The following is an 18,636-nucleotide window of genomic DNA, read 5'->3' as shown; positions in this document are numbered from 1 at the left end:
TCGCATTCGAACCGCAAAGCAGGCCGATAAGCCGGATTCTGTGCACGCTGCGCGCCGAAGCACGCAACGCGTGGCAGCCATTCCTCTAGGCGCGCCATTGCTGACGCGCTCAAGCTTCCTACCCGCAGACGAGACGGGGGCCCCGTCCTGCATCCGAAAATGCGCGCCTGCCTACTTGGAATTGCTCCGGGTGGAGGTTACCGTGCCGGCGAACGTCGCCGTCGCCGCGGTGCGCTCTTACCGCACCGTTTCACCCTTACCTGATCCCGGCTTGCGCCGGGCCATCGGCGGTTTGCTTTCTGTTGCCCTGTTCCGCGTGTCGCCACGGATGGCCGTTAGCCATCACCCTGCCCTGTGGAGTCCGGACTTTCCTCGCCCCCGCGCGCCCGAAGGCGGCGAGGCCGCGACTGCCTGGCCTGCTTTGCGACGCGCATTCTAGCACTGCGCGCCGCAGGCCGCATGGGGCCGGGTTCGTGCGACGGCGCGGTGGCTTACGCCAGCTTCCAGCCGATCGTCTCGCCGCCGCGCAGCGGCACGACGGGTGTATCGCCCGCGAAGATCTCGCGCGGCAGTTCCCACGCCTCGCGACGCAGCGTGACGGTCTCGGCGCTGCGCGGCAGCCCGTAGAAATCGGCGCCGAAGAAGCTCGCGAAGCCTTCCAGCTTGTCGAGCGCGCCGGCGGTGTCGAACGCTTCCGCATACAGTTCGAGCGCGTGCAGCGCCGTGTAGCAGCCCGCGCAGCCGCACGCGGTTTCCTTCGCGTCGCGCGCGTGCGGTGCGCTGTCGGTGCCCAGGAAGAAGCGCGGGTTGCCCGACGTCGCTGCCTCGACCAGCGCGACGCGATGCGTCTCGCGTTTCAGCACCGGCAGGCAGTAGTAATGCGGGCGAATCCCGCCGACGAACAGCGCGTTGCGGTTGTACAGCAGGTGATGCGCGGTGATCGTCGCGCCGAGCAGGCCAGGCGCCGCGTCGGCGTCGCGCACGTAGTCGGCGGCATCCTTCGTCGTGATGTGCTCGAACACGACCTTCAGGCCCGGGAAATCGCGGCGCAGCGGCGTCATCACGCGGTCGATGAAGACCTTCTCGCGGTCGAACAGGTCGATCGACGCGTCGGTCACCTCGCCGTGCACGAGCAGCGGCATGCCGGTTTCCTGCATCGCCTCGAGCGTCTTCGCGCATTTCGCGAGATCGGTGACGCCGTGGTCGGAATTCGTCGTCGCGCCCGCCGGATACAGCTTCACGCCGTGCACGAAGCCGCTTTCGCGCGCGCGGCGGATCTCGTCGGGCGGCGTGTTGTCGGTCAGGTACAGCGTCATCAGCGGTTCGAACGTCATTCCGGCCGGCAGCGCGGCCAGGATGCGCTCGCGATAGGCCTGCGCCTGCGCGGTGGTCGTCACCGGCGGCTTCAGGTTCGGCATGACGATCGCGCGGCCGAACTGGCGCGCGGTGTGCGGCAGCACGGCGGCCAGCATGTCGCCGTCGCGCAGGTGAAGGTGCCAGTCGTCGGGACGGGCGAGCGAGAGCGTCGCCGGGGAGGAAGCGTTCGAGGCAGTCATAGGAGGCGTCGTGAGGAACGGGCTGGCCATCGGCGGGGCCGGAACGCGCGTGCGCGGGCCGACTGACGGCAAACCGCAACACGGGGCCTTCGGCCGGCGGAATCCGCTTTTTACCGCTCAGGGCTCGGTGATATGCTAGAAGCCGCATTGTACCGGGGTTCGCCCGGTTCGTTACCCCCCGCCTCAGCCTGCCGCCCCAAGTAAAATGTGCCAACTCTTAGGAATGAACTGCGCCGCGCCGACGGACGTCACATTCTCCTTCACCGGTTTCGCGGCCCGGGGCGGGCTCACCGATCACCATGCCGACGGCTGGGGCATCGCGTTCTTCGAAGACAAGGCCTGCCGCCTGTTCATCGATCACCAGGCCTCGGCCACGTCGCCGATCGCCGAAATGGTGAAGCGCTACCCGATCAAGTCCAAGAACACGATCGCGCACATCCGCAAGGCGACGCAAGGCCACATCCTGCTCGAGAACAGCCATCCGTTCATGCGCGAGCTGTGGGGCCGGCACTGGATCTTCGCGCACAACGGCGACCTGCAGGACTACGCCCCGGACATGGACGGCAGCGTCTACCATCCGGTCGGCACGACCGACAGCGAACAGGCGTTCTGCGTGCTGATGCAGGGGCTGCGTGAAGCGTTCCCCGGCGCGCAGCCGCCGTTGCCCGAACTGTTCGAGCGCGTCGGCGAGCTGACGCGCGGCATCACCGATCACGGCGTGTTCAACTTCCTGATGTCGAACGGCCAGGCGCTGTTCGCGCATTGCTCGACGCGGCTGCACTACCTCGTGCGGCGCTGGCCGTTCTCGACCGCGCACCTCGTCGACGAAGACCTGTCGATCGACTTCGCGAAATACACGACGCCCGAGGATCGCGTCGCGGTGATCGCGACGCAGCCGCTCACCGACAACGAAGTCTGGACCGCGTTCGAGCCGGGCGAGCTGATCATGTTCCAGTGCGGCGACGTCGCCGCGCGGATGCGGATCCCTGTGCCGGAACGCGTGCTCGAGAAGCTGCGCAATCCGGCGCTCGACGCGTCGGCATCGGCGCCGCGCGACACGCGCGAGGTGCTCGCCACCGCCGCCGAAGTCGATTCCGACGACGCGATCGACTTCTGAGCGTCCGGCGCGCAGGCGCCCTCCTCCTGTCACCTTTTCGCCGCTGCACGGCAAGTCGATGGGCCGCCGCGCCCGATCGCGGCGGCGACTTCATGCGCCCGCGATTCAGTTGATGTTGTTCATCGTCGGAACAAATCGCCCACCCCAGCGCCGACCGCGTTTCATCCGGATCACAATCCGGCATTTCGAAGCGACGCCGCACAACACTTCATTCAGATTTAATCTATTTTCAATAAAAATCAATTCAGATATAAAAAATAAAATATGGCACCGGACTTCAGATAATCCGGCAACCGCATTTTAACGCGCCGATCCGGCGCACACCGTGCGCCACCTCACCGTGCCGGCAAACGCCGATTCGCATCGCTCAAATCCACCAAATCCTTGTGCAACAAGGCCTTCAGTTCGATTCATCACACAATACAAAAATAGCGGATGCAATCGACAAGATTGCCGCATTTGTTAGCTTCCCGACAATCGATCACGCGCCCGATCAATAAACTCCGCCCATCCTCGGTGTAACGAATTGCGATTCGCGGAGAAACGGCCACGGCCGCCGCACACCCATTCACGCCATTCTCCACCGCGGATCGCGATTTCACTGCGCCGCGGTGAAAACCACATCAAAAGAAGAGAGAGGGGCTTGTCGTGAATCATTCATTTCGATCGATATGGAGCGAGACCACCGGCTGCTGGGTCGCGGTTGCGGAAACGGCACGGGCGCGCGGCAAGCGTTCGCGCGGCGCTTCCTGCGCGAGCCGCCGCGCCGCACACGCGGCAACATGCCGGACCTCGCTTCGCATCGTGGTAGCCGGCGTTGCGCTGGCCGCGCTGTCGGCCGGCACCGCGCATGCCTCGACCTGCGGCGGCACGGCCGTCGCGAACGGCGGCACCTGCGCACCCGGCAGTTTCAGCCCGACCGTCAACGACAACCTGGCAGGCTCCGCCACCGTCTCGGGCGGCGACACCATCGGCGTGTCGGGCGCGTGGACCGGCGCCGGCGGCGACCCGGGCTACACGCTCACGCCGATCGGCAGCACGACCATCGTGTCGGGCAACCCGAACCAGCCGCTGCTGTCGCTCGGCGGCAAGACGCACAGCGTCAGCACGCCCGACTCGATCACCGGCACCCGCACGTCGGTCGCGACCTACGACTCGTCCGCGTTCGTCGCGTCGACGGCCGGCACGACCCAGGTGCCCGTCTACCACGACGTGAATGGCGATCAGTACGTGAACACGCGCATCGGCACCGTCGCCGCCACCGGCGGCACGCTCAACGTGTCGATCGGCAATGCGGCGAACGCGCCCGATGCAGCCGGCAACGCGATCGAGATGGCCGCGAAGCAGACCGACCTGACGTTCGCGGACGGCACGGGCGCCGCGAAAAGCACCGTCACCTGGAACTCACGCAACCAGATCCGGTTCACCACCGGCGACTACCTGGCCGACGGCGGCGCCGTCGGCAGCCGCCAGCTCGACGTGCCGGCCTACGCGGGCACCTTCACCGCATTCGACGGCAGCACGTGGAAGGTCACCGACGCCACATCGCTCGCCGCGTACAACGACTTTCTCGTGCGCTCGGTGCAAAGCGGCGCGCTCGGTTCGCAGGCCGCCTACGACAGCGCGCTCGGCCAGGCCGTCACGTTCTCGCAGCAATCCTTCCAGTATCAGAACAACGTGTCCCCGGGCGACAAGAACACGCTGCCGATCGGCTTCCTGTCGGTGATGCACGGCACGGGCGCGAACGCCACACTGCAGATCGGCAAGGACGGCCAGATCGACTTCCGCGGCGTCAACACGATCGACTCGAGCTCGGCCGTCCTCGCGGAAAACGGCGCGCACTTCATCAACGACGGGCGCCTGTCGGGCGACTTCACGCTGGTGCGCCTGCTGAGCGGCGCAAGCGGCGTCAACAACGGCGTGATCTCGTCCGGGTACGCGTCCGGCGACGACTTCGACACGAGCGGCAGCGCGCCGCCGAACAACTTCGGCTACCACGCGTACACCGAAGGCAACGGCGTGTTTGCGAACGGCGCGGGCACGTCGTTCGTCAACCACGGCGTGATGAACGTCGGCGCGTGGACGCTCGACGGCAACCAGCCGGACCTGCAGAACTACGCGGTCGCCGTGACAGGCGGCGCGACCGCGTCGAACGCCGGCACGATCAATGTCGGCGTCAATGCGACGACGCTCGACAGCCAGGTGATCGGCGGCCTCGTCGATGGCGGCAGCTTCACGAACGAAGCGGGCGGCACGATCACCCTCGGCCGCTCGGCGCAGTACGCGCCCGGCGGAACGGCAAGCGACGTCGCACTCGCTGCGCACGCATACGGCATCCTGCTCGGCAATTCCGGCACCGCGAGCAACCTCGGCACGATCGTGATCGGCTCGCAAACGCAGAACGGCGCCGCGCTGGCGAGCATCGGCTCGGCGTCCGGCACGCTGACCAACGCGGGCGCGATCGTCGTCAACGGCGCGGCGTCCGGCACGCCGCTCGCCAACGTCGGCATGCTCGCGGCCAATACGGCCGCGACCGTGACCAACACCGGCACCATCACGCTGAATGGCGTCAACGGCATCGGCATCATGGTCGTCGGCACCGGTGCGCAGGCAACGTCCGCGCTGTCGAGCGGCACGATCAACGTCGCCGGCGGCCTCGATCCGGCCTCGAGCACGCGCAACTACGGCGTGTGGGCCGAAGGGCCGCGCGCCACGGCCACGCTCGACGGCGCGCTCAACCTGACAGGCACCGGCGCGATCGGCGTGCATGCACGCTCGGGCGCGACGATCAACGTCGGCGCCAATGCCGTGCCGGCCTTCATGTCGGGCACCAACCAGATCGGCTTCTACGCGTATGGCGCGGGCTCGAAGATCAACGTCGCCGCGCAGCACCTGAGCGTCGACACCGACGATTCGACGCTGTTCCGCGTCGCGGGCGGCGCGGCCTACACGGGCACGTCGACGGCCGGCGCGCTGACGACCGACGTCAACGGCCAGCGCGCGCACGGCGTGCTCGCGACCGACGCCGGCACCGTGCTGTCGACCGGCAACGCGATCTACAACGTCAACGGCGCGAACGGCATCGCGATCGCGGTGGAAGGCGGCGCTCGAGGCACGATCGACGCGGGCGCGACGATCAACCTGAACGCGGCCGGTGCGATCGCCGGCGTCGTCGACGGCCAGGCGCACGACCTCGCCGGCGCCAATGCCGGCGCACCGGTCGCCACGACGCTCACCAACCACGCCGCGGTCACGTCGTCGACGGCCGGTGTCACCGGCTTCGTCGCGCAGAACCTCGGCACGCTCGAGAACCGCGACACGGTGCTGCTGACGGGCGCCGGCTCGACCGACGTCGTGATCGGCACGCTCGGCACGGTGAACAACGCGTCGACGATCCGCGTATCCGACGGCACCGGCGCGCTCGTCCAGGGGGCGTCGGCAACGCTCGCCAACGCCGGTTCGATCGAAGCCGACGACGGCATCGCGGGCGTCCACCTGACGGGCACCGGCGCATCGGTCGCGCTGTCGGGCGCCGGCACCGTGATCGCAAACGGCAGCGCCGACGGCGTGCTGATCGACTCGACCGTGACGGGCGGCGGGCTGGCAGCCGGCGCGACATCGATCGCGGTCGGCGGCTCGGGCAACGGGATCGACAACCAGGGGACGAACGCGACGATCGCGCTGGCCGGCACGCAGATCGGCACGACCGGCGGTGGCGCCGACGGCCTGTCGTCAACGGGGGCCGGCGCACGCATCGCGACCGATGCGGCGACCGTCGTCAGGACCACCGGCGACAACGCGCGTGGCTTCTTCGTGTCGGGGGCGGATTCGACGCTGGCGGCCAACGGCACGACCGTTGCGACGACCGGCGCGGGTTCGGCCGCGATCGTGACGACCGGCGGCGCGACCGCGCTGCTGTCGGGCGCGAAGATCACCACGTCGGGCGCGACGTCCGACGGCCTCGTCGCGCAAAACGGCGGCCGCATCGGCGACACGGGCTCGACGATCGCCAGCGCCGCCGGCAACGGCGCCACCGCCGACAGCGGCGGCGTGCTCGCGCTGACCGGCACGACGCTCAAGGGTGCGACGGCCGGCGTGCTGACGTCCGATACGCTCGCAAACGGCGCGACGAGCTCGGTGCTCGTCGACGGCGGCAGCATCACGTCCGTCACCGGGCCGGCTTTCGCCGTGCGCGGCGGCACGGCCGACATCGCCGTGCGCAACGGCACGGTCGTGACGGCCGGCAACGGCACGCTGCTCGACCTGTCGAACGGCAGCCACGCCACCTTCACCGCATCGGCCGTGAACCTGGCCGGCGACATCGTCTCCGACGCATCGAGCACCGGCAACGTGTTCCTCGCGAACGGCACGACGCTGACCGGCAAGATCGATCCGGTCGCACTGACCGTCGACAACACCAGCACGTGGCGCATGACGGGCAGCTCGGTCCTGAGCAGCCTGAACAACGCGGGCCTCGTCGCATTCGCCGCACCGACCGGTTCGCCGACGCTCGCGGGCAGCTACAAGACGCTGACGACCGGCAGCTACGTCGGCAACGGCGGCACGATCGCGCTCAACACGTTCCTCGGCGCCGACGCCTCGCCGACCGATCGGGTGATCGTGAACGGCGGCGCCGCGAGCGGCACGACGGGCCTGAAGATCGCCAACACGGCCGGCACCGGCGCGCAGACGAAGGGCGACGGGATTCCGGTGGTCGTCACGGCCAACGGCGGCACGACCACCGCGTCGGCATTCCAGCTCGCGGGCCCCGTACAGGCGGGCGCGTACGAATACCGGCTCTATCGCGGCGGGCAAGGTGACGCAAACGGCTGGTACCTGCGGTCGCAACTCGATCCGTCTGACCCCGGCGACCCGATCCACCCGTCCGGCGGCGGTGACCGCGGCAACAACGGGAATGGCAACGGCGGCACGCTCGCGTATCGCCCCGGGGTCTCGGGCTATGCCCTCACGCCGCTGCTCAATGCCGACTACGGCTTCTCCACGCTGGGCAAGCTGCACGAGCGCGTCGGCGACGTCTACAACCTCGAAAAGCAGCAGCCGGGCAATCGCGACGGCGTGTGGGGGCGCATCGGCGGCCAGAGCCTCGACGCAAACGCGGGGCGCTTCGCGGCCGACGAGCGCACGTTCTTCGCGCAATTCGGCAAGGACTGGACGCTCGACCCGGCACCGAACGGCGGCGGCAGCACGCATGCGGGCGTGACGGCCAGCATCGGCGTGTCGAACGCGAGCTTCAGCGACATGGCGCGCGCCGATACGGCCAACCTGTCGACGTCGACGGGCTCGGTCGAGATGCACGCACAGAGCATCGGCGGCTACTGGACCAAGTACCTGTCCGACGGCACGTACTTCGACAGCGTCGGCCAGGTCACGCACTACGGCAACCGCTATCGCGACAGCTATGGCAACGAGGCGTCGCAGAACGGCTTCGGCATCGCACTGTCGCAGGAAGTCGGCAAGCCGTTCGCGATCGGCGCGCTGCCGGTCGCGGTCGAGCCGCAGGCGCAGCTCATGTACCAGTACCTGAAGCTGAACGGGTTCAACGACAACGTCTCGGCGGTATCGGGTACGACGACGAACGCGCTGCGCGGCCGCGTCGGCGTGCGCATCTTCCGGCCGAACCTCCAGTCGGATTCGGGCGGCGGCGCCGCCACGCCGTACTTCACGGCCGACGTGCTGCACGACTTCGTGTCGCCGGGCCAGACCGTCGTCGGCGGCACGCCGTTCGCGACGCATCTCGGCCGCACGTGGTACGAACTCGGCGTCGGCGTGACCGCGGGCTTCGGCAAGTCGGGCGAGCTGTACGCGAACGCGAAGATCGCGCGCAACATCGGCGGCGACTACCGGCGCGGCATCGTCGGGCAGGTCGGCTACCGCTACAGCTGGTAACGGCGCGCACCCGCGTCACGCGCGGACGAAAAAAAACCGCCCGGCGCTCGGCCGGGCGGTTTTCGTATCGGCGCATCGGCAGCGCCGACGCGCGCGAACGCTCAGTGCAGGATCTTCGCGAGGAAGTCCTTCGCGCGTTCCGATTTCGGATTCGAGAAGAAATCGTCCTTGCGGTCGTCCTCGACGATCGCGCCCTTGTCCATGAAGATCACGCGATGGGCGACCTTCTTCGCGAAGCCCATCTCGTGCGTGACGACCATCATCGTCATCCCTTCCTGCGCGAGCTCGACCATCACGTCGAGCACTTCGTTGATCATCTCGGGGTCGAGCGCGGACGTCGGCTCGTCGAACAGCATTGCGATCGGATCCATCGACAACGCACGCGCGATCGCGACACGCTGCTGCTGGCCGCCCGACAGCTGGCCCGGGAACTTGTGCGCATGCGCCTTCAGGCCGACGCGGTCGAGCAGCTTCATGCCCTTCTCGTTCGCCTCGTCCTTGCCGCGGCCGAGCACCTTGATCTGCGCGAGCGTCAGGTTCTCGGTGATCGACAGGTGCGGGAACAGCTCGAAATGCTGGAACACCATCCCGACCTTCGAGCGCAGCTTCGACAGGTTCGTCTTCTTGTCGCCGACCGACTGGCCGTTCACGAGGATCTCGCCCTGCTGGAACGGCTCGAGGCCGTTCACGGTCTTGATCAGCGTGGACTTACCCGAGCCCGACGGGCCGCACACGACGACCACTTCGCCTTTCTTGACCTCGGTCGTGCAGTCGGTGAGAACCTGAAACTGGCCGTACCACTTCGAAACGTTCTTGATGGAAATCATCTTGTGACCTTTTTCTGGAGACCCTTGACGAGTGCAGACGCCAACGAGCAAATCACGAAATAGCATGCGCCGGCGAACAGGACCATCTCGACGGTCGTGCCGTCGCGATCGCCGATGTTGGCCGCCGTGCGGAAGAAGTCCGCGAGACTGATCACGTACACGAGCGACGTATCCTGGAACAGGACGATCGCCTGCGTGAGCAGCAGCGGCACCATCGCGCGGAACGCCTGCGGCAGGATCACGAGGCGCATCGCCTGCGCGTAGTTCATGCCGAGCGCGAACGCGGCATTCACCTGCCCGCGCGGCACCGCCTGGATACCGGCGCGGATGATCTCGGAATAATACGCGGCTTCGAACAGCGAGAACGCGACCATCGCCGAGGCGAGACGGATGTCGATCGTCGGCGACAACCCGAGCACGCCCTGCAGCAGCTGCGGCACGATCAGGAAGAACCACAGCAGCACCATCACGAGCGGGATCGAGCGGAACACCGTCACGTACGCTTTCGCGAACCACGCGAGCGGCGTCACGCCGGACAGCCGCAGCAGCGCGAGCAGCGTGCCCCAGACGATCCCGACCACGATCGCGATCAGCGTGATCTGGAACGTGACGACCGCCCCCGTCCACAGCGTCGGCAGCGCGCCGGGAATACTACTCCAGTCGAACTGATGCATCACTTGCCTCCGATATAGCCGGGCAGCCGCGTACGGCCTTCGATCCAGCGCATGAACGCCATCACGACGAGGTTGATGATCACGTAGGCGAGCGTCACCGCGATGAACGATTCATACGTCTGCGCGGTGTAGTCGACGAGCTGGCGCGCCTGCGCGGACAGGTCGAGCAGGCCGATCGTCGACGCGACGGCGGAGTTCTTGAAGATGTTCAGGAATTCCGACGTGAGCGGTGGCACGATGATCCGGTACGCAACGGGCAGCAGCACGTAGCGGTACGTCTGCCATTGCGTGAAACCCATCGCGAGGCCGGCGGCACGCTGGCCCTTCGGCAGCGCGTTGATCCCCGAGCGCACCTGTTCGCACACGCGGGCGCCCGTGAACAGGCCGAGACAGATGATCGACGCGGTAAAGAACTGCGTGGCGGGCGGCAACTGCTTGATCCAGGTGCCGATCGACGCGGGCAGCAGCTCCGGTATCACGAGATACCAGATGAAGAACTGCACGATCAGCGGAATGTTCCGGAAGATCGACACGTACAGGGTACCGATCGCGGACAGCCATTTGTTCGGCACGGTGCGCAGCACGCCGAACAGCGAACCGACGATCAGCGCGATGACCCAGGCGACGAGCGACACTTCGATGGTCACCCAGAAGCCGGACATCAGCCATCCGAAATAAGTCGTCGGCTCGCCGGTCGATACGGGGCTCAGGAAGATGCCCCAGTTCCAGTGGTAAGACATGGGCAAGACTCCAGCAAAAAGAGACGGAAGAAGCGTGGCCTCTTCCGTCTCATTAGCGTCATTTCTGCATCAACGGCCGTGCGGTCAGTCGAGCGCCTTGTCGTTCGGGTTCGCGTACAGCTTCTTCATCGAATCGGACAGCGGGAAGTTCAGGTTCAGCCCCTTCGGCGGGATCGGGTTCTCGAACCACTTCGCGTAGATCTTCGCGGCTTCGCCCGACTTCTCGACTTGCGAGATCGCGTCGTCGACGACCTTCTTGAAGTCCGCATCGCCCTTGCGCATCATGCAGCCGTACGCCTCTTCCGATTGCGGCGTGCCGACGATCACCCACTCGGCCGGCTGCTTCGCCTTCGCGCGTTCGCCCGCGAGCAGCGCGTCATCCATCATGAACGCGACCGCGCGGCCCGATTCCAGCGTATTGAACGAATCGCCGTGATCCTTCGCGCTGATGATGTTCATGCCGAGCTGCTTGTCGTTGTTCATCTTGCGCAGCAGGCGCTCGGACGTCGTGCCGGCGGTGGTCACGACCGTCTTGCCCTTCAGGTCGGCGAAATCCTTGACGCCCGAATCCTTCTTCGTCATCAGGCGCGTGCCGATCACGAAGATCGTGTCGGAGAACGAGGCCTGCTGCTGGCGTTCCGCGTTGTTGGTGGTCGAGCCGCACTCGATGTCGACCGTGCCGTTCTGCACGAGCGGGATGCGGTTCTGCGACGTGACCGGAATGTTCTTCACCTGCAGGTTCGGCAGGTTCAGCTTCTTCTTCACCGCGTCCACCACCTTCAGCTGGAATTCGCGCGAATAGCCGACCACCTGCTGGTTCTGGTCGTAGTAGGAGAACGGAATCGACGATTCGCGGTGCCCCAGCGCGATCACGCCCGTGTCCTTGATCTTCTTCAGCGTGCCCGTCTCCTGAGCATGCGCGCCGCTTGCGAACGCGCAAAGCGCCGCGAACATCAGGACTGCCTTTTGGTATTTCATTTTGGTCATCTCCTTGGCTAAAACCCGCGCCAGTGTATCAAAGTAATATTTTTGAAAGTACTGGTTGTTTACCGCACTACGAATCGCGCTGCGCGAAGCCTTCCTCCCGGCTTCGGGCGCCCCTTCCGGCGCCTGAATGCGCGCGCGGGCGATGCCGGATTCGGCACCGCCCGCGAGGGTTCATGCACGCAACCGGATGGATTGCGTCATGGATTGATCGTAGTCAACCGATCTGAAATCGGCAACTGCCGATCAGGGGTACAGGCCGCGCATTTCGCGCGCCATCAGGATGCGCTTGCACGCAACGATGAACGCTGCGGTACGCACCGACACCTTGTGCTCTTCCGCGACCGCCCACACGCCGGAGAACGCTTCGCGCATCACGCGTTCGAGACGGTGGTTGATCTCGTCTTCCGTCCAGAAGAAGCTCGAGAAATCCTGCACCCATTCGAAGTACGACACGGTCACGCCACCCGCGTTCGCGATCACGTCCGGGATCACCAGCACGCCGTTCGCGGTCAGGATGTCGTCCGCCGCCGTGGTCGTCGGGCCGTTCGCGCCTTCGACGATGATCTTCGTGCGGATCTTCCCTGCGTTCTTCTCGGTGATCTGGTTTTCCAGTGCCGCCGGGATCAGGATGTCGGTTTCGACCGTCCAGAACTCGTCATTCGGCATCGGCTCCGCGCCTTCGAAGCCCGCGACGCCGCCCGTGCGTGCGACGTGGTCGAGCAGCTTGTTCGAATCCAGACCGGCCGGCTGGTAGATCGTGCCCGTGTGATCCTGCACCGCGATCACCTTCGCACCCGCTTCCTGGAACAGCTTCGCCGCGATGCCGCCGACGTTGCCGAAGCCCTGCACCGCGATGCGTGCGCCTTCGATCTCGAGGCCCTTCTTCTTCGCCGCTTCGCTGCCGACGACGAACACGCCGCGGCCCGTTGCTTCCTTGCGGCCGAGCGAACCGCCGAGCGCGATCGGCTTGCCGGTCACGACGCCGGTCGACGTCTGGCCCTGGTTCATCGAGTACGTGTCCATCATCCACGCCATCACCTGTTCGTTGGTGTTGACGTCCGGCGCCGGAATGTCGGTGTTCGGGCCGATGATGATGCCGATTTCGCTGGTGTAGCGGCGCGTCACGCGCTCGAGCTCACCACGCGACAGCTTGCGCGGGTCGACGCGGATACCGCCCTTCGCGCCGCCGTACGGCACGTTCACGGCCGCGTTCTTGACCGACATCCATGCGGACAGTGCCATCACTTCCGACAGCGTCACGTCCTGGTGGTAGCGCACGCCGCCCTTGCCCGGGCCGCGCGACACGTTGTGCTGCACGCGATAGCCTTCGAAGTGCGCGACGGTCCCGTTATCGAGCTCGATGGGGCAGTCGACGATCAGGATGCGCTTCGGGCGCTTCAGCGTTTCGAGCCAGCGCGACAGCGAGCCGAGATACGGCGCGACGCGATCGACTTGCTGAAGGTAGTTGCCCCACGGGCCGAGATCGTCGGCGTGCAGGTAGGACGGGATGGACTGCAATTGCGAAGACATGGATGCTCCAACGGTCAACAGGTGCGCACATTGTCGAAAAACCCGTTTTTTTTATCCAATGCCGTTTGCTTATTCGATTATGCGTTTCTTGCATGATCGCGATTTTTCGCAAATCCGCGGTCGATTTGCGCAAGAACGCCCGCGATCGATCGTGCATCGCGTGCGTGAAAAATCGTGTTTCCTGGCGGCGGGACGGCCGCCGGACAGCCGTCCGACAGGCTTCGCAAGCTCGACGACAGCAGGCCGGCGGTTAACCGCCCACGGTTAACCCGCGGTTTCGCGCAATTCGTCGCGCACGACGTCCCACAGCGCACGCACGAGCTTCTGGCGGGGATCGTCGCCCTGCAGCGCGAGCTTGTCGCAGTACAGCCGGATCTCCATCGTCAGCGTGAACGGGTGCGCGCCGCCGCGCACCGACCGGTCGAGCCGGATCAGGCGGCCGCCCGCGACCGCATCCTCGACCGCGCTGTGCGGCAGGAACGCGACCCCGTGGCCCGCGAGCGCCATCGCCTTCAGCCCTTCGGCCATGTCGGTCTCGTAGACGCGATCGAGGAACAGCGGTGTCGTCGCATTCGCGACGATGACTTCCGTCATCCGGCCGAGATACGCGTTCGGCGTATAGGACAGGTACGGCACGCGTGCGTCGGCCGTGCCGGGCAGCGTATAGCGCGGCCGCCCCGCGCGGCCCGGCGCCGAGAACGGGCTGATCGGCTCGCTGCCGAGGATCAGCATGTCGTAGCGCGCCGGGTCGAGCGCGACCGGATGGCTCGGGTGGTGGTAGCCCATCACGAGATCGCAGCCGCCCTCGACGAGCGACAGCACCGCATCGTGCACGTTCAGCGCGCGCAGCCGCGTGTGGACCTGGCCCATCTTCGCCTCGATCCGCTGCAGCCAGCGCGGAAAATACGTGAGCGACAGCGTGTGCGGCACCGCGAACTCGATCGTCGGCACCGGCGCGCCGACGTGGCCGCGCAGCAGCGTGCGCGCCTCGTGCGCCTGCGACAGCATCGTCAGCGCCTGTTCGTAGAAGATCTGCCCGGCCTGCGTGAGCCGCGTCGGATAAACCGAACGATCGATCAGTTCGGTCGCGAGCCATGCCTCGAGCGCCTGGATGCGCCGCGAAAACGCCGGCTGCGACACGTGCCGCAGCTCGGCGGACCGGCTAAAGCTGCGCGTTTCCGCGAGCGAAACGAAGTCTTCGAGCCATTTCAGTTCCATGCAGGCGGGCGCGGCGGGCGGCGGTCGGGAAGAAGCCTGCATTCTACCGGCGGGCGGGCCCGGCCGGCGTTGCGGCGAGCGGCCCGGCGCCCTGCCGCGCACGCGCGCCGGCGCGGTATCCGCGCGCGGCCGGGATCGTCCCGCGCCAATGGTAAAATGCCGGATTCTCCCTCCCCTCGCTCGACCCGGCCCCAAGGCCCGCCCGATCATGTCCGACACTCGTCCCGATACGCTTTTCGCCCTCACCGCGCTTTCGCCCATCGACGGCCGCTACGCCAGCAAGACCGAAGCGCTGCGCGACTGGCTCTCCGAAGCCGCCTTCATGCGCCACCGCGTCACCGTCGAGGTGCACTGGCTGATCGCGCTGTCGCGCGCCGGCTTCGCGGAAGTCCCGCGCTTCTCCGATGCGTCCGAACAGTTCCTGCTGCAGCTCGCCGAGCGCTTCACCGCGCACGACGCCGCCCGCATCAAGGACATCGAGCGCGTGACGAACCACGACGTGAAGGCCGTCGAATACTGGCTGAAGGAATCGGTGAAGGGCCAGGAAGAACTCGAAAAGGCCAGCGAATTCATCCACTTCGCGTGCACGTCGGAAGACATCAACAACACGTCGCACGGCATGATGCTCGCCGGTGCGCGCGAACACGTGATCCTGCCGGCCCTGCGCACGGTCTACCAGCGCCTCGTCGCACTCGCGCACGCGCACGCCGAGCAGCCGATGCTGTCGCGCACGCACGGCCAGCCGGCCAGCCCGACGACGCTCGGCAAGGAGCTCGCGAACGTCGCGGCCCGCCTCGCCCGTGCGATCACGCGCATCGAGAAGGTCGAGATCCTCGGCAAGATGAACGGCGCGGTCGGCAACTTCAACGCGCATCTGTCGGCGTATCCGGAATTCGACTGGGAAGCGTTCTCGCGCGACGTGATCGAGAACCGCCTGAAGCTCACGTTCAACCCGTACACGATCCAGATCGAGCCGCACGACTACATGGCCGAGCTGTTCGACGCCGTGGCGCGCGCGAACACGATCCTGCTCGACCTCGACCGCGACGTGTGGGGCTACATCTCGGTCGGCTACTTCAAGCAGAAGACGAAAGCCGGTGAAATCGGCTCGTCGACGATGCCGCACAAGGTCAACCCGATCGACTTCGAGAACTCGGAAGGCAACCTCGGCCTCGCGAACGCGACGCTGCGCCACCTCGCCGACAAGCTGCCGGTGTCGCGCTGGCAGCGCGACCTGACCGACTCGACGGTGCTGCGCAACATGGGCGTCGCGCTCGGCTACTCGCTGCTCGCGTACGACTCGCTGATCCGCGGCCTCGACAAGCTCGAAGTGAACCCGCAGCGCCTGAACGAAGACCTCGACAACTGCTGGGAAGTGCTCGCCGAGCCGGTGCAGACGGTGATGCGCCGCTACGGCATCGAGAACCCGTACGAGCAGCTGAAGGAATTGACGCGCGGCAAGGGCATCACGCGCGAAGCGCTGCAGGAATTCGTCGGCACGCTCGCGATCCCGCAAGACGCGAAGGATCTTCTGCTCGCGATGACGCCGGCGTCGTACATCGGCAAGGCCGTCGAACTCGCGAAGCGGATCGCGTAAGCGCCGCCGTCTGCGCACGTAAAAAAGCCCGATGCGAGCAATCGCATCGGGCTTTTTCGTTGCCTGCCGCGGCAGCATCAGAACGAGATCATCCGCCCCGGGTTGAGCGCGCTCATCACGCTCATCGCGGCCTTCGCGGCCGGAATCGCGATCGGCGACAACTGACGGCCGAGCGGAATCGCCCGATGGTCGATGCCGGTCAGCATCGAGAAATCGTCGTTGCGTCCGACGAAATCGTCGCAGATCGCCTTGCCGATCCGCACCGTCTGCGCGACGCCGTGGCCGCTCCAGCCCTGCACCATGTACATCGGCACACGGCCGTCGGTCTTGCGGCTGTCGGTCGCGCCGTTCAGCGTGAAGTCGCTGACGCCGCTCCAGCAGTAGTCGAGCGCGAACCGGCCGTCGTGCTGCGGGAACACCGTGTTCAGCCGCGTCAGCAGGTACGCGTTCACGTCGGGCTGCGCCCAGCACGTGCCGGTGCCCTGCCCGCCGAACAGCAGGCGGTTGCCGCGGACCGGCCGGTAATAGTCGATCTGGAACTGCGTGTCGTACACGGGCATGCCGGCCGGCATCAGCGTCGCGACGTCGACGTCGAGCGGCGCCGTCACGCTCACGTAGGTAAAGAACGGCACCGTGGTCGCCGCGCCGTCGTCGAGCAGCCGGAACGTCGTGTTGTGCAGCGCGAGCACGACGCCGCGGCGCGCGGTGATCGTGCCGCCCGGCGTCGTCGCGACGACGCCCTCCGGCGTCTCGTCGAGATCGAGCACCTCGGTGCCCTCGAACAGCGCGCCGCCGTTCAGCCGGAAGCCGTGCACGAGGCCGCGCACCAGCGCGAGCGGATGAATCTGTCCGCCGATCGCGTCGATCGCCGCGCCGTGATACAGCCCCGAGCGCACGTAGTCGTCATGCAGCTGATGGCGGCCGACGAGCGTCACGCCCGCGTCGCCGAGATGACGGCGCGCATCCGCGCCGTCCAGCAGCGCGCTCATGTGGCCCGGGTGCACCGCCGCGGTGATGTGGCCGCGCTTGCGGTCGAGCTCGAGCGCGTAACGTGCGCCGATCGCATCGATCAGGTCCATCGATTCGGCCGATGCGAAGCGCCACAGCCGCTTCGCGTCGTCGTGCGACAGGTAGTCGATCATGTCGGCGGCTTCCCAGCGCGCGAGGCCGGGCGTCAGTTGCCCGCCGTTGCGGCCCGACGCGGCCGAGCCGACGTGGTGCTTGTCGACGAGGATCGTGTCGACACCCGCTTCCGCGAGATGCAGCGCGGCCGATGCGCCGAGCAGGCCCGCGCCGATCACGAGCACGTCGCACACGGCGTCGTGCGCGAGCGGCACGCTGTTTTCATGGCGCGACAAAGACGCCTCGTACCAGTTCGCCGGGTGCTCGCCGTCGTAGCGGGCCGGCTCGCACCAGTTCCAGTTGTCTTTTTCGATGTTCAGTTGCGTTTGTTCAAAACGCGATTCGCCCTGGATCAGGGATGGATTGTTGAAAGTCATGATTGCACTTGCATGGTCTTGGGCCGCCTGTCGAAGGGCCTCGTTGCGTCGAGGCTTCGCGGGTGGGGCAGCCGGTTCCACATGGGTGTCAACGAGAAAAGGGGCGTGATGGCCCGTGTTGACGGCGGCACGCTCGTGCCGCCTGGATCCCGGACTGTGCGAAAGCACGTATTGAAAGGTGCCGGGACACCCAATTTCTACACCGCAGAAATAATTCTACAGTGTAGAATAAGCTTTCGTCAAGTTTACAGCCGGTGCCGCACCGGCTCGCCAGCCCGCATCGATGAAAGACAAACCCGCCCAGGGCCCGCGCGGCCTCGACAAGGATGCGATCGTCGCGGCCGCCCTCGCGCTGCTCGAAGACGTCGGCGAAGCCGCGTTCAGCGTGCGCAAGCTCGCGCAGTCGGTCGGCTGCGACCCGATGAGCGTGCTGTACCACTTCAAGTCGAAGGAAGGCCTGAGCCGCGCGATCGCGAACGCGCTGTCGCGCTCGCTCGTACCGGTTGATCCGTCACTGCCGTGGCGCGAACGGCTGCGCGACCTGGCGCGCCAGTACCGCGCGCTCGCGCTGCGCTACCCGGCTGCGTTCGCGCTGCTGCAGCGGCACATGAGCACCGGGCCGGCCGATCTCGCGCACATCGAGGCCGTGCATCGCGCGCTGGCCGACGCCGGCATCCCGCGCGCGGCGCTGCCGTCGGTGTGTGTCGGCTGGTATGCGAGCGTGATCGGGCTGGCCGCGGCCGAAGCCGGCGGCCTCACGCGCGCCGCGAACGACGTCGAACTCGCGGAAATGGCAGCGCTGTCCGACGCCGCGCATCCGCTCGTCAAGGCGGCCGCCCCGCTCTATGCGCAGCTCGATCCGGCAGCCGTGCACGACACGATGCTCGACGTGCTGCTCGACGGCATCGCGAAGCAGGCGCACGCGGCCTGACCGGCCCGCGACGACGAGCCGCCAACGAAAAAGGCGCCCGAAGGCGCCTTTTC

Annotated in this window: 12 protein-coding genes and 1 other RNA gene; 4 read left to right on the top strand and 9 right to left on the bottom strand. The window is 66.8% G+C overall.

The annotated features are described in order from the left end of the window. Positions 1-11 precede the first annotated feature (11 nt). Together rnpB and pyrC are read right to left on the bottom strand one after the other, a co-directional pair. Positions 12-423, bottom strand: an RNA gene (gene rnpB, locus CFB39_RS03245) — RNase P RNA component class A. 68 nt (positions 424-491) lie between these two features. After that, on the bottom strand, positions 492-1,556 hold the full coding sequence (gene pyrC, locus CFB39_RS03240; protein WP_011350953.1) for a dihydroorotase: 1,065 nt from the start codon (positions 1,554-1,556) through the stop codon (positions 492-494). 205 nt (positions 1,557-1,761) lie between these two features. Here pyrC and CFB39_RS03235 point away from each other — a divergent pair, with 205 nt between their 5' ends. Further along, the gene (locus CFB39_RS03235) at positions 1,762-2,673 is read left to right on the top strand and encodes a class II glutamine amidotransferase (RefSeq protein WP_089424497.1); all 912 of its coding nucleotides are present in this window, start codon (positions 1,762-1,764) and stop codon (positions 2,671-2,673) included. Positions 2,674-3,321: 648 nt separating this feature from the next. Continuing rightward, on the top strand, positions 3,322-8,580 hold the full coding sequence (locus CFB39_RS03230) for an autotransporter outer membrane beta-barrel domain-containing protein (protein WP_089472150.1): 5,259 nt from the start codon (positions 3,322-3,324) through the stop codon (positions 8,578-8,580). A 101-nt stretch (positions 8,581-8,681) separates the two neighbouring features. Here CFB39_RS03230 and CFB39_RS03225 read toward each other — a convergent pair whose 3' ends face one another. The 6 genes from CFB39_RS03225 to CFB39_RS03200 all read right to left on the bottom strand — a co-directional run bounded on the left by CFB39_RS03225 (position 8,682) and on the right by CFB39_RS03200 (position 14,556). Continuing rightward, on the bottom strand, positions 8,682-9,407 hold the full coding sequence (locus CFB39_RS03225) for an amino acid ABC transporter ATP-binding protein (RefSeq protein WP_046544940.1): 726 nt from the start codon (positions 9,405-9,407) through the stop codon (positions 8,682-8,684). Then, positions 9,404-10,081: a glutamate/aspartate ABC transporter permease GltK gene (gene gltK, locus CFB39_RS03220; RefSeq protein ID WP_089424495.1), complete on the bottom strand. Its 678-nt coding sequence runs from the start codon at positions 10,079-10,081 to the stop codon at positions 9,404-9,406. The genes CFB39_RS03225 and gltK overlap by 4 nt, the downstream gene beginning before the upstream one ends. Then, positions 10,081-10,821 (bottom strand): amino acid ABC transporter permease, encoded by a 741-nt coding sequence (locus CFB39_RS03215; RefSeq protein WP_089424494.1) that lies wholly within the window; start codon positions 10,819-10,821, stop codon positions 10,081-10,083. The genes gltK and CFB39_RS03215 overlap by 1 nt, the downstream gene beginning before the upstream one ends. Positions 10,822-10,905: 84 nt before the next feature. Beyond that, on the bottom strand, positions 10,906-11,799 hold the full coding sequence (locus CFB39_RS03210; protein ID WP_175238197.1) for a glutamate/aspartate ABC transporter substrate-binding protein: 894 nt from the start codon (positions 11,797-11,799) through the stop codon (positions 10,906-10,908). A gap of 252 nt (positions 11,800-12,051) precedes the next feature. Continuing rightward, the gene (locus CFB39_RS03205) at positions 12,052-13,338 is read right to left on the bottom strand and encodes a Glu/Leu/Phe/Val dehydrogenase (RefSeq protein ID WP_011350945.1); all 1,287 of its coding nucleotides are present in this window, start codon (positions 13,336-13,338) and stop codon (positions 12,052-12,054) included. Positions 13,339-13,602: 264 nt separating this feature from the next. Then, positions 13,603-14,556, bottom strand: coding sequence for a LysR substrate-binding domain-containing protein (locus CFB39_RS03200; protein ID WP_089424492.1), 954 nt, complete (start codon positions 14,554-14,556; stop codon positions 13,603-13,605). 208 nt (positions 14,557-14,764) lie between these two features. On the opposite strand from CFB39_RS03200, the gene purB reads away from it, so the two are divergent. Further along, positions 14,765-16,153, top strand: coding sequence for an adenylosuccinate lyase (gene purB / locus CFB39_RS03195; RefSeq protein ID WP_043191242.1), 1,389 nt, complete (start codon positions 14,765-14,767; stop codon positions 16,151-16,153). 77 nt (positions 16,154-16,230) lie between these two features. Here purB and CFB39_RS03190 read toward each other — a convergent pair whose 3' ends face one another. Continuing rightward, the gene (locus CFB39_RS03190) at positions 16,231-17,652 is read right to left on the bottom strand and encodes an FAD-binding oxidoreductase (RefSeq protein ID WP_089472148.1); all 1,422 of its coding nucleotides are present in this window, start codon (positions 17,650-17,652) and stop codon (positions 16,231-16,233) included. 283 nt (positions 17,653-17,935) lie between these two features. Between CFB39_RS03190 and CFB39_RS03185 the strand changes: the two genes are divergently transcribed. After that, positions 17,936-18,583, top strand: coding sequence for a TetR/AcrR family transcriptional regulator (locus tag CFB39_RS03185; protein WP_089472147.1), 648 nt, complete (start codon positions 17,936-17,938; stop codon positions 18,581-18,583). Positions 18,584-18,636 lie beyond the last annotated feature (53 nt).

Origin of the sequence: Burkholderia sp. AU6039 (genome assembly GCF_002223365.1) — a bacterium.
GTDB lineage: Bacteria > Pseudomonadota > Gammaproteobacteria > Burkholderiales > Burkholderiaceae > Burkholderia.
Note: the sequence above shows the minus strand (reverse complement) of the source record. Positions and strands in the feature narration are given on the sequence as shown.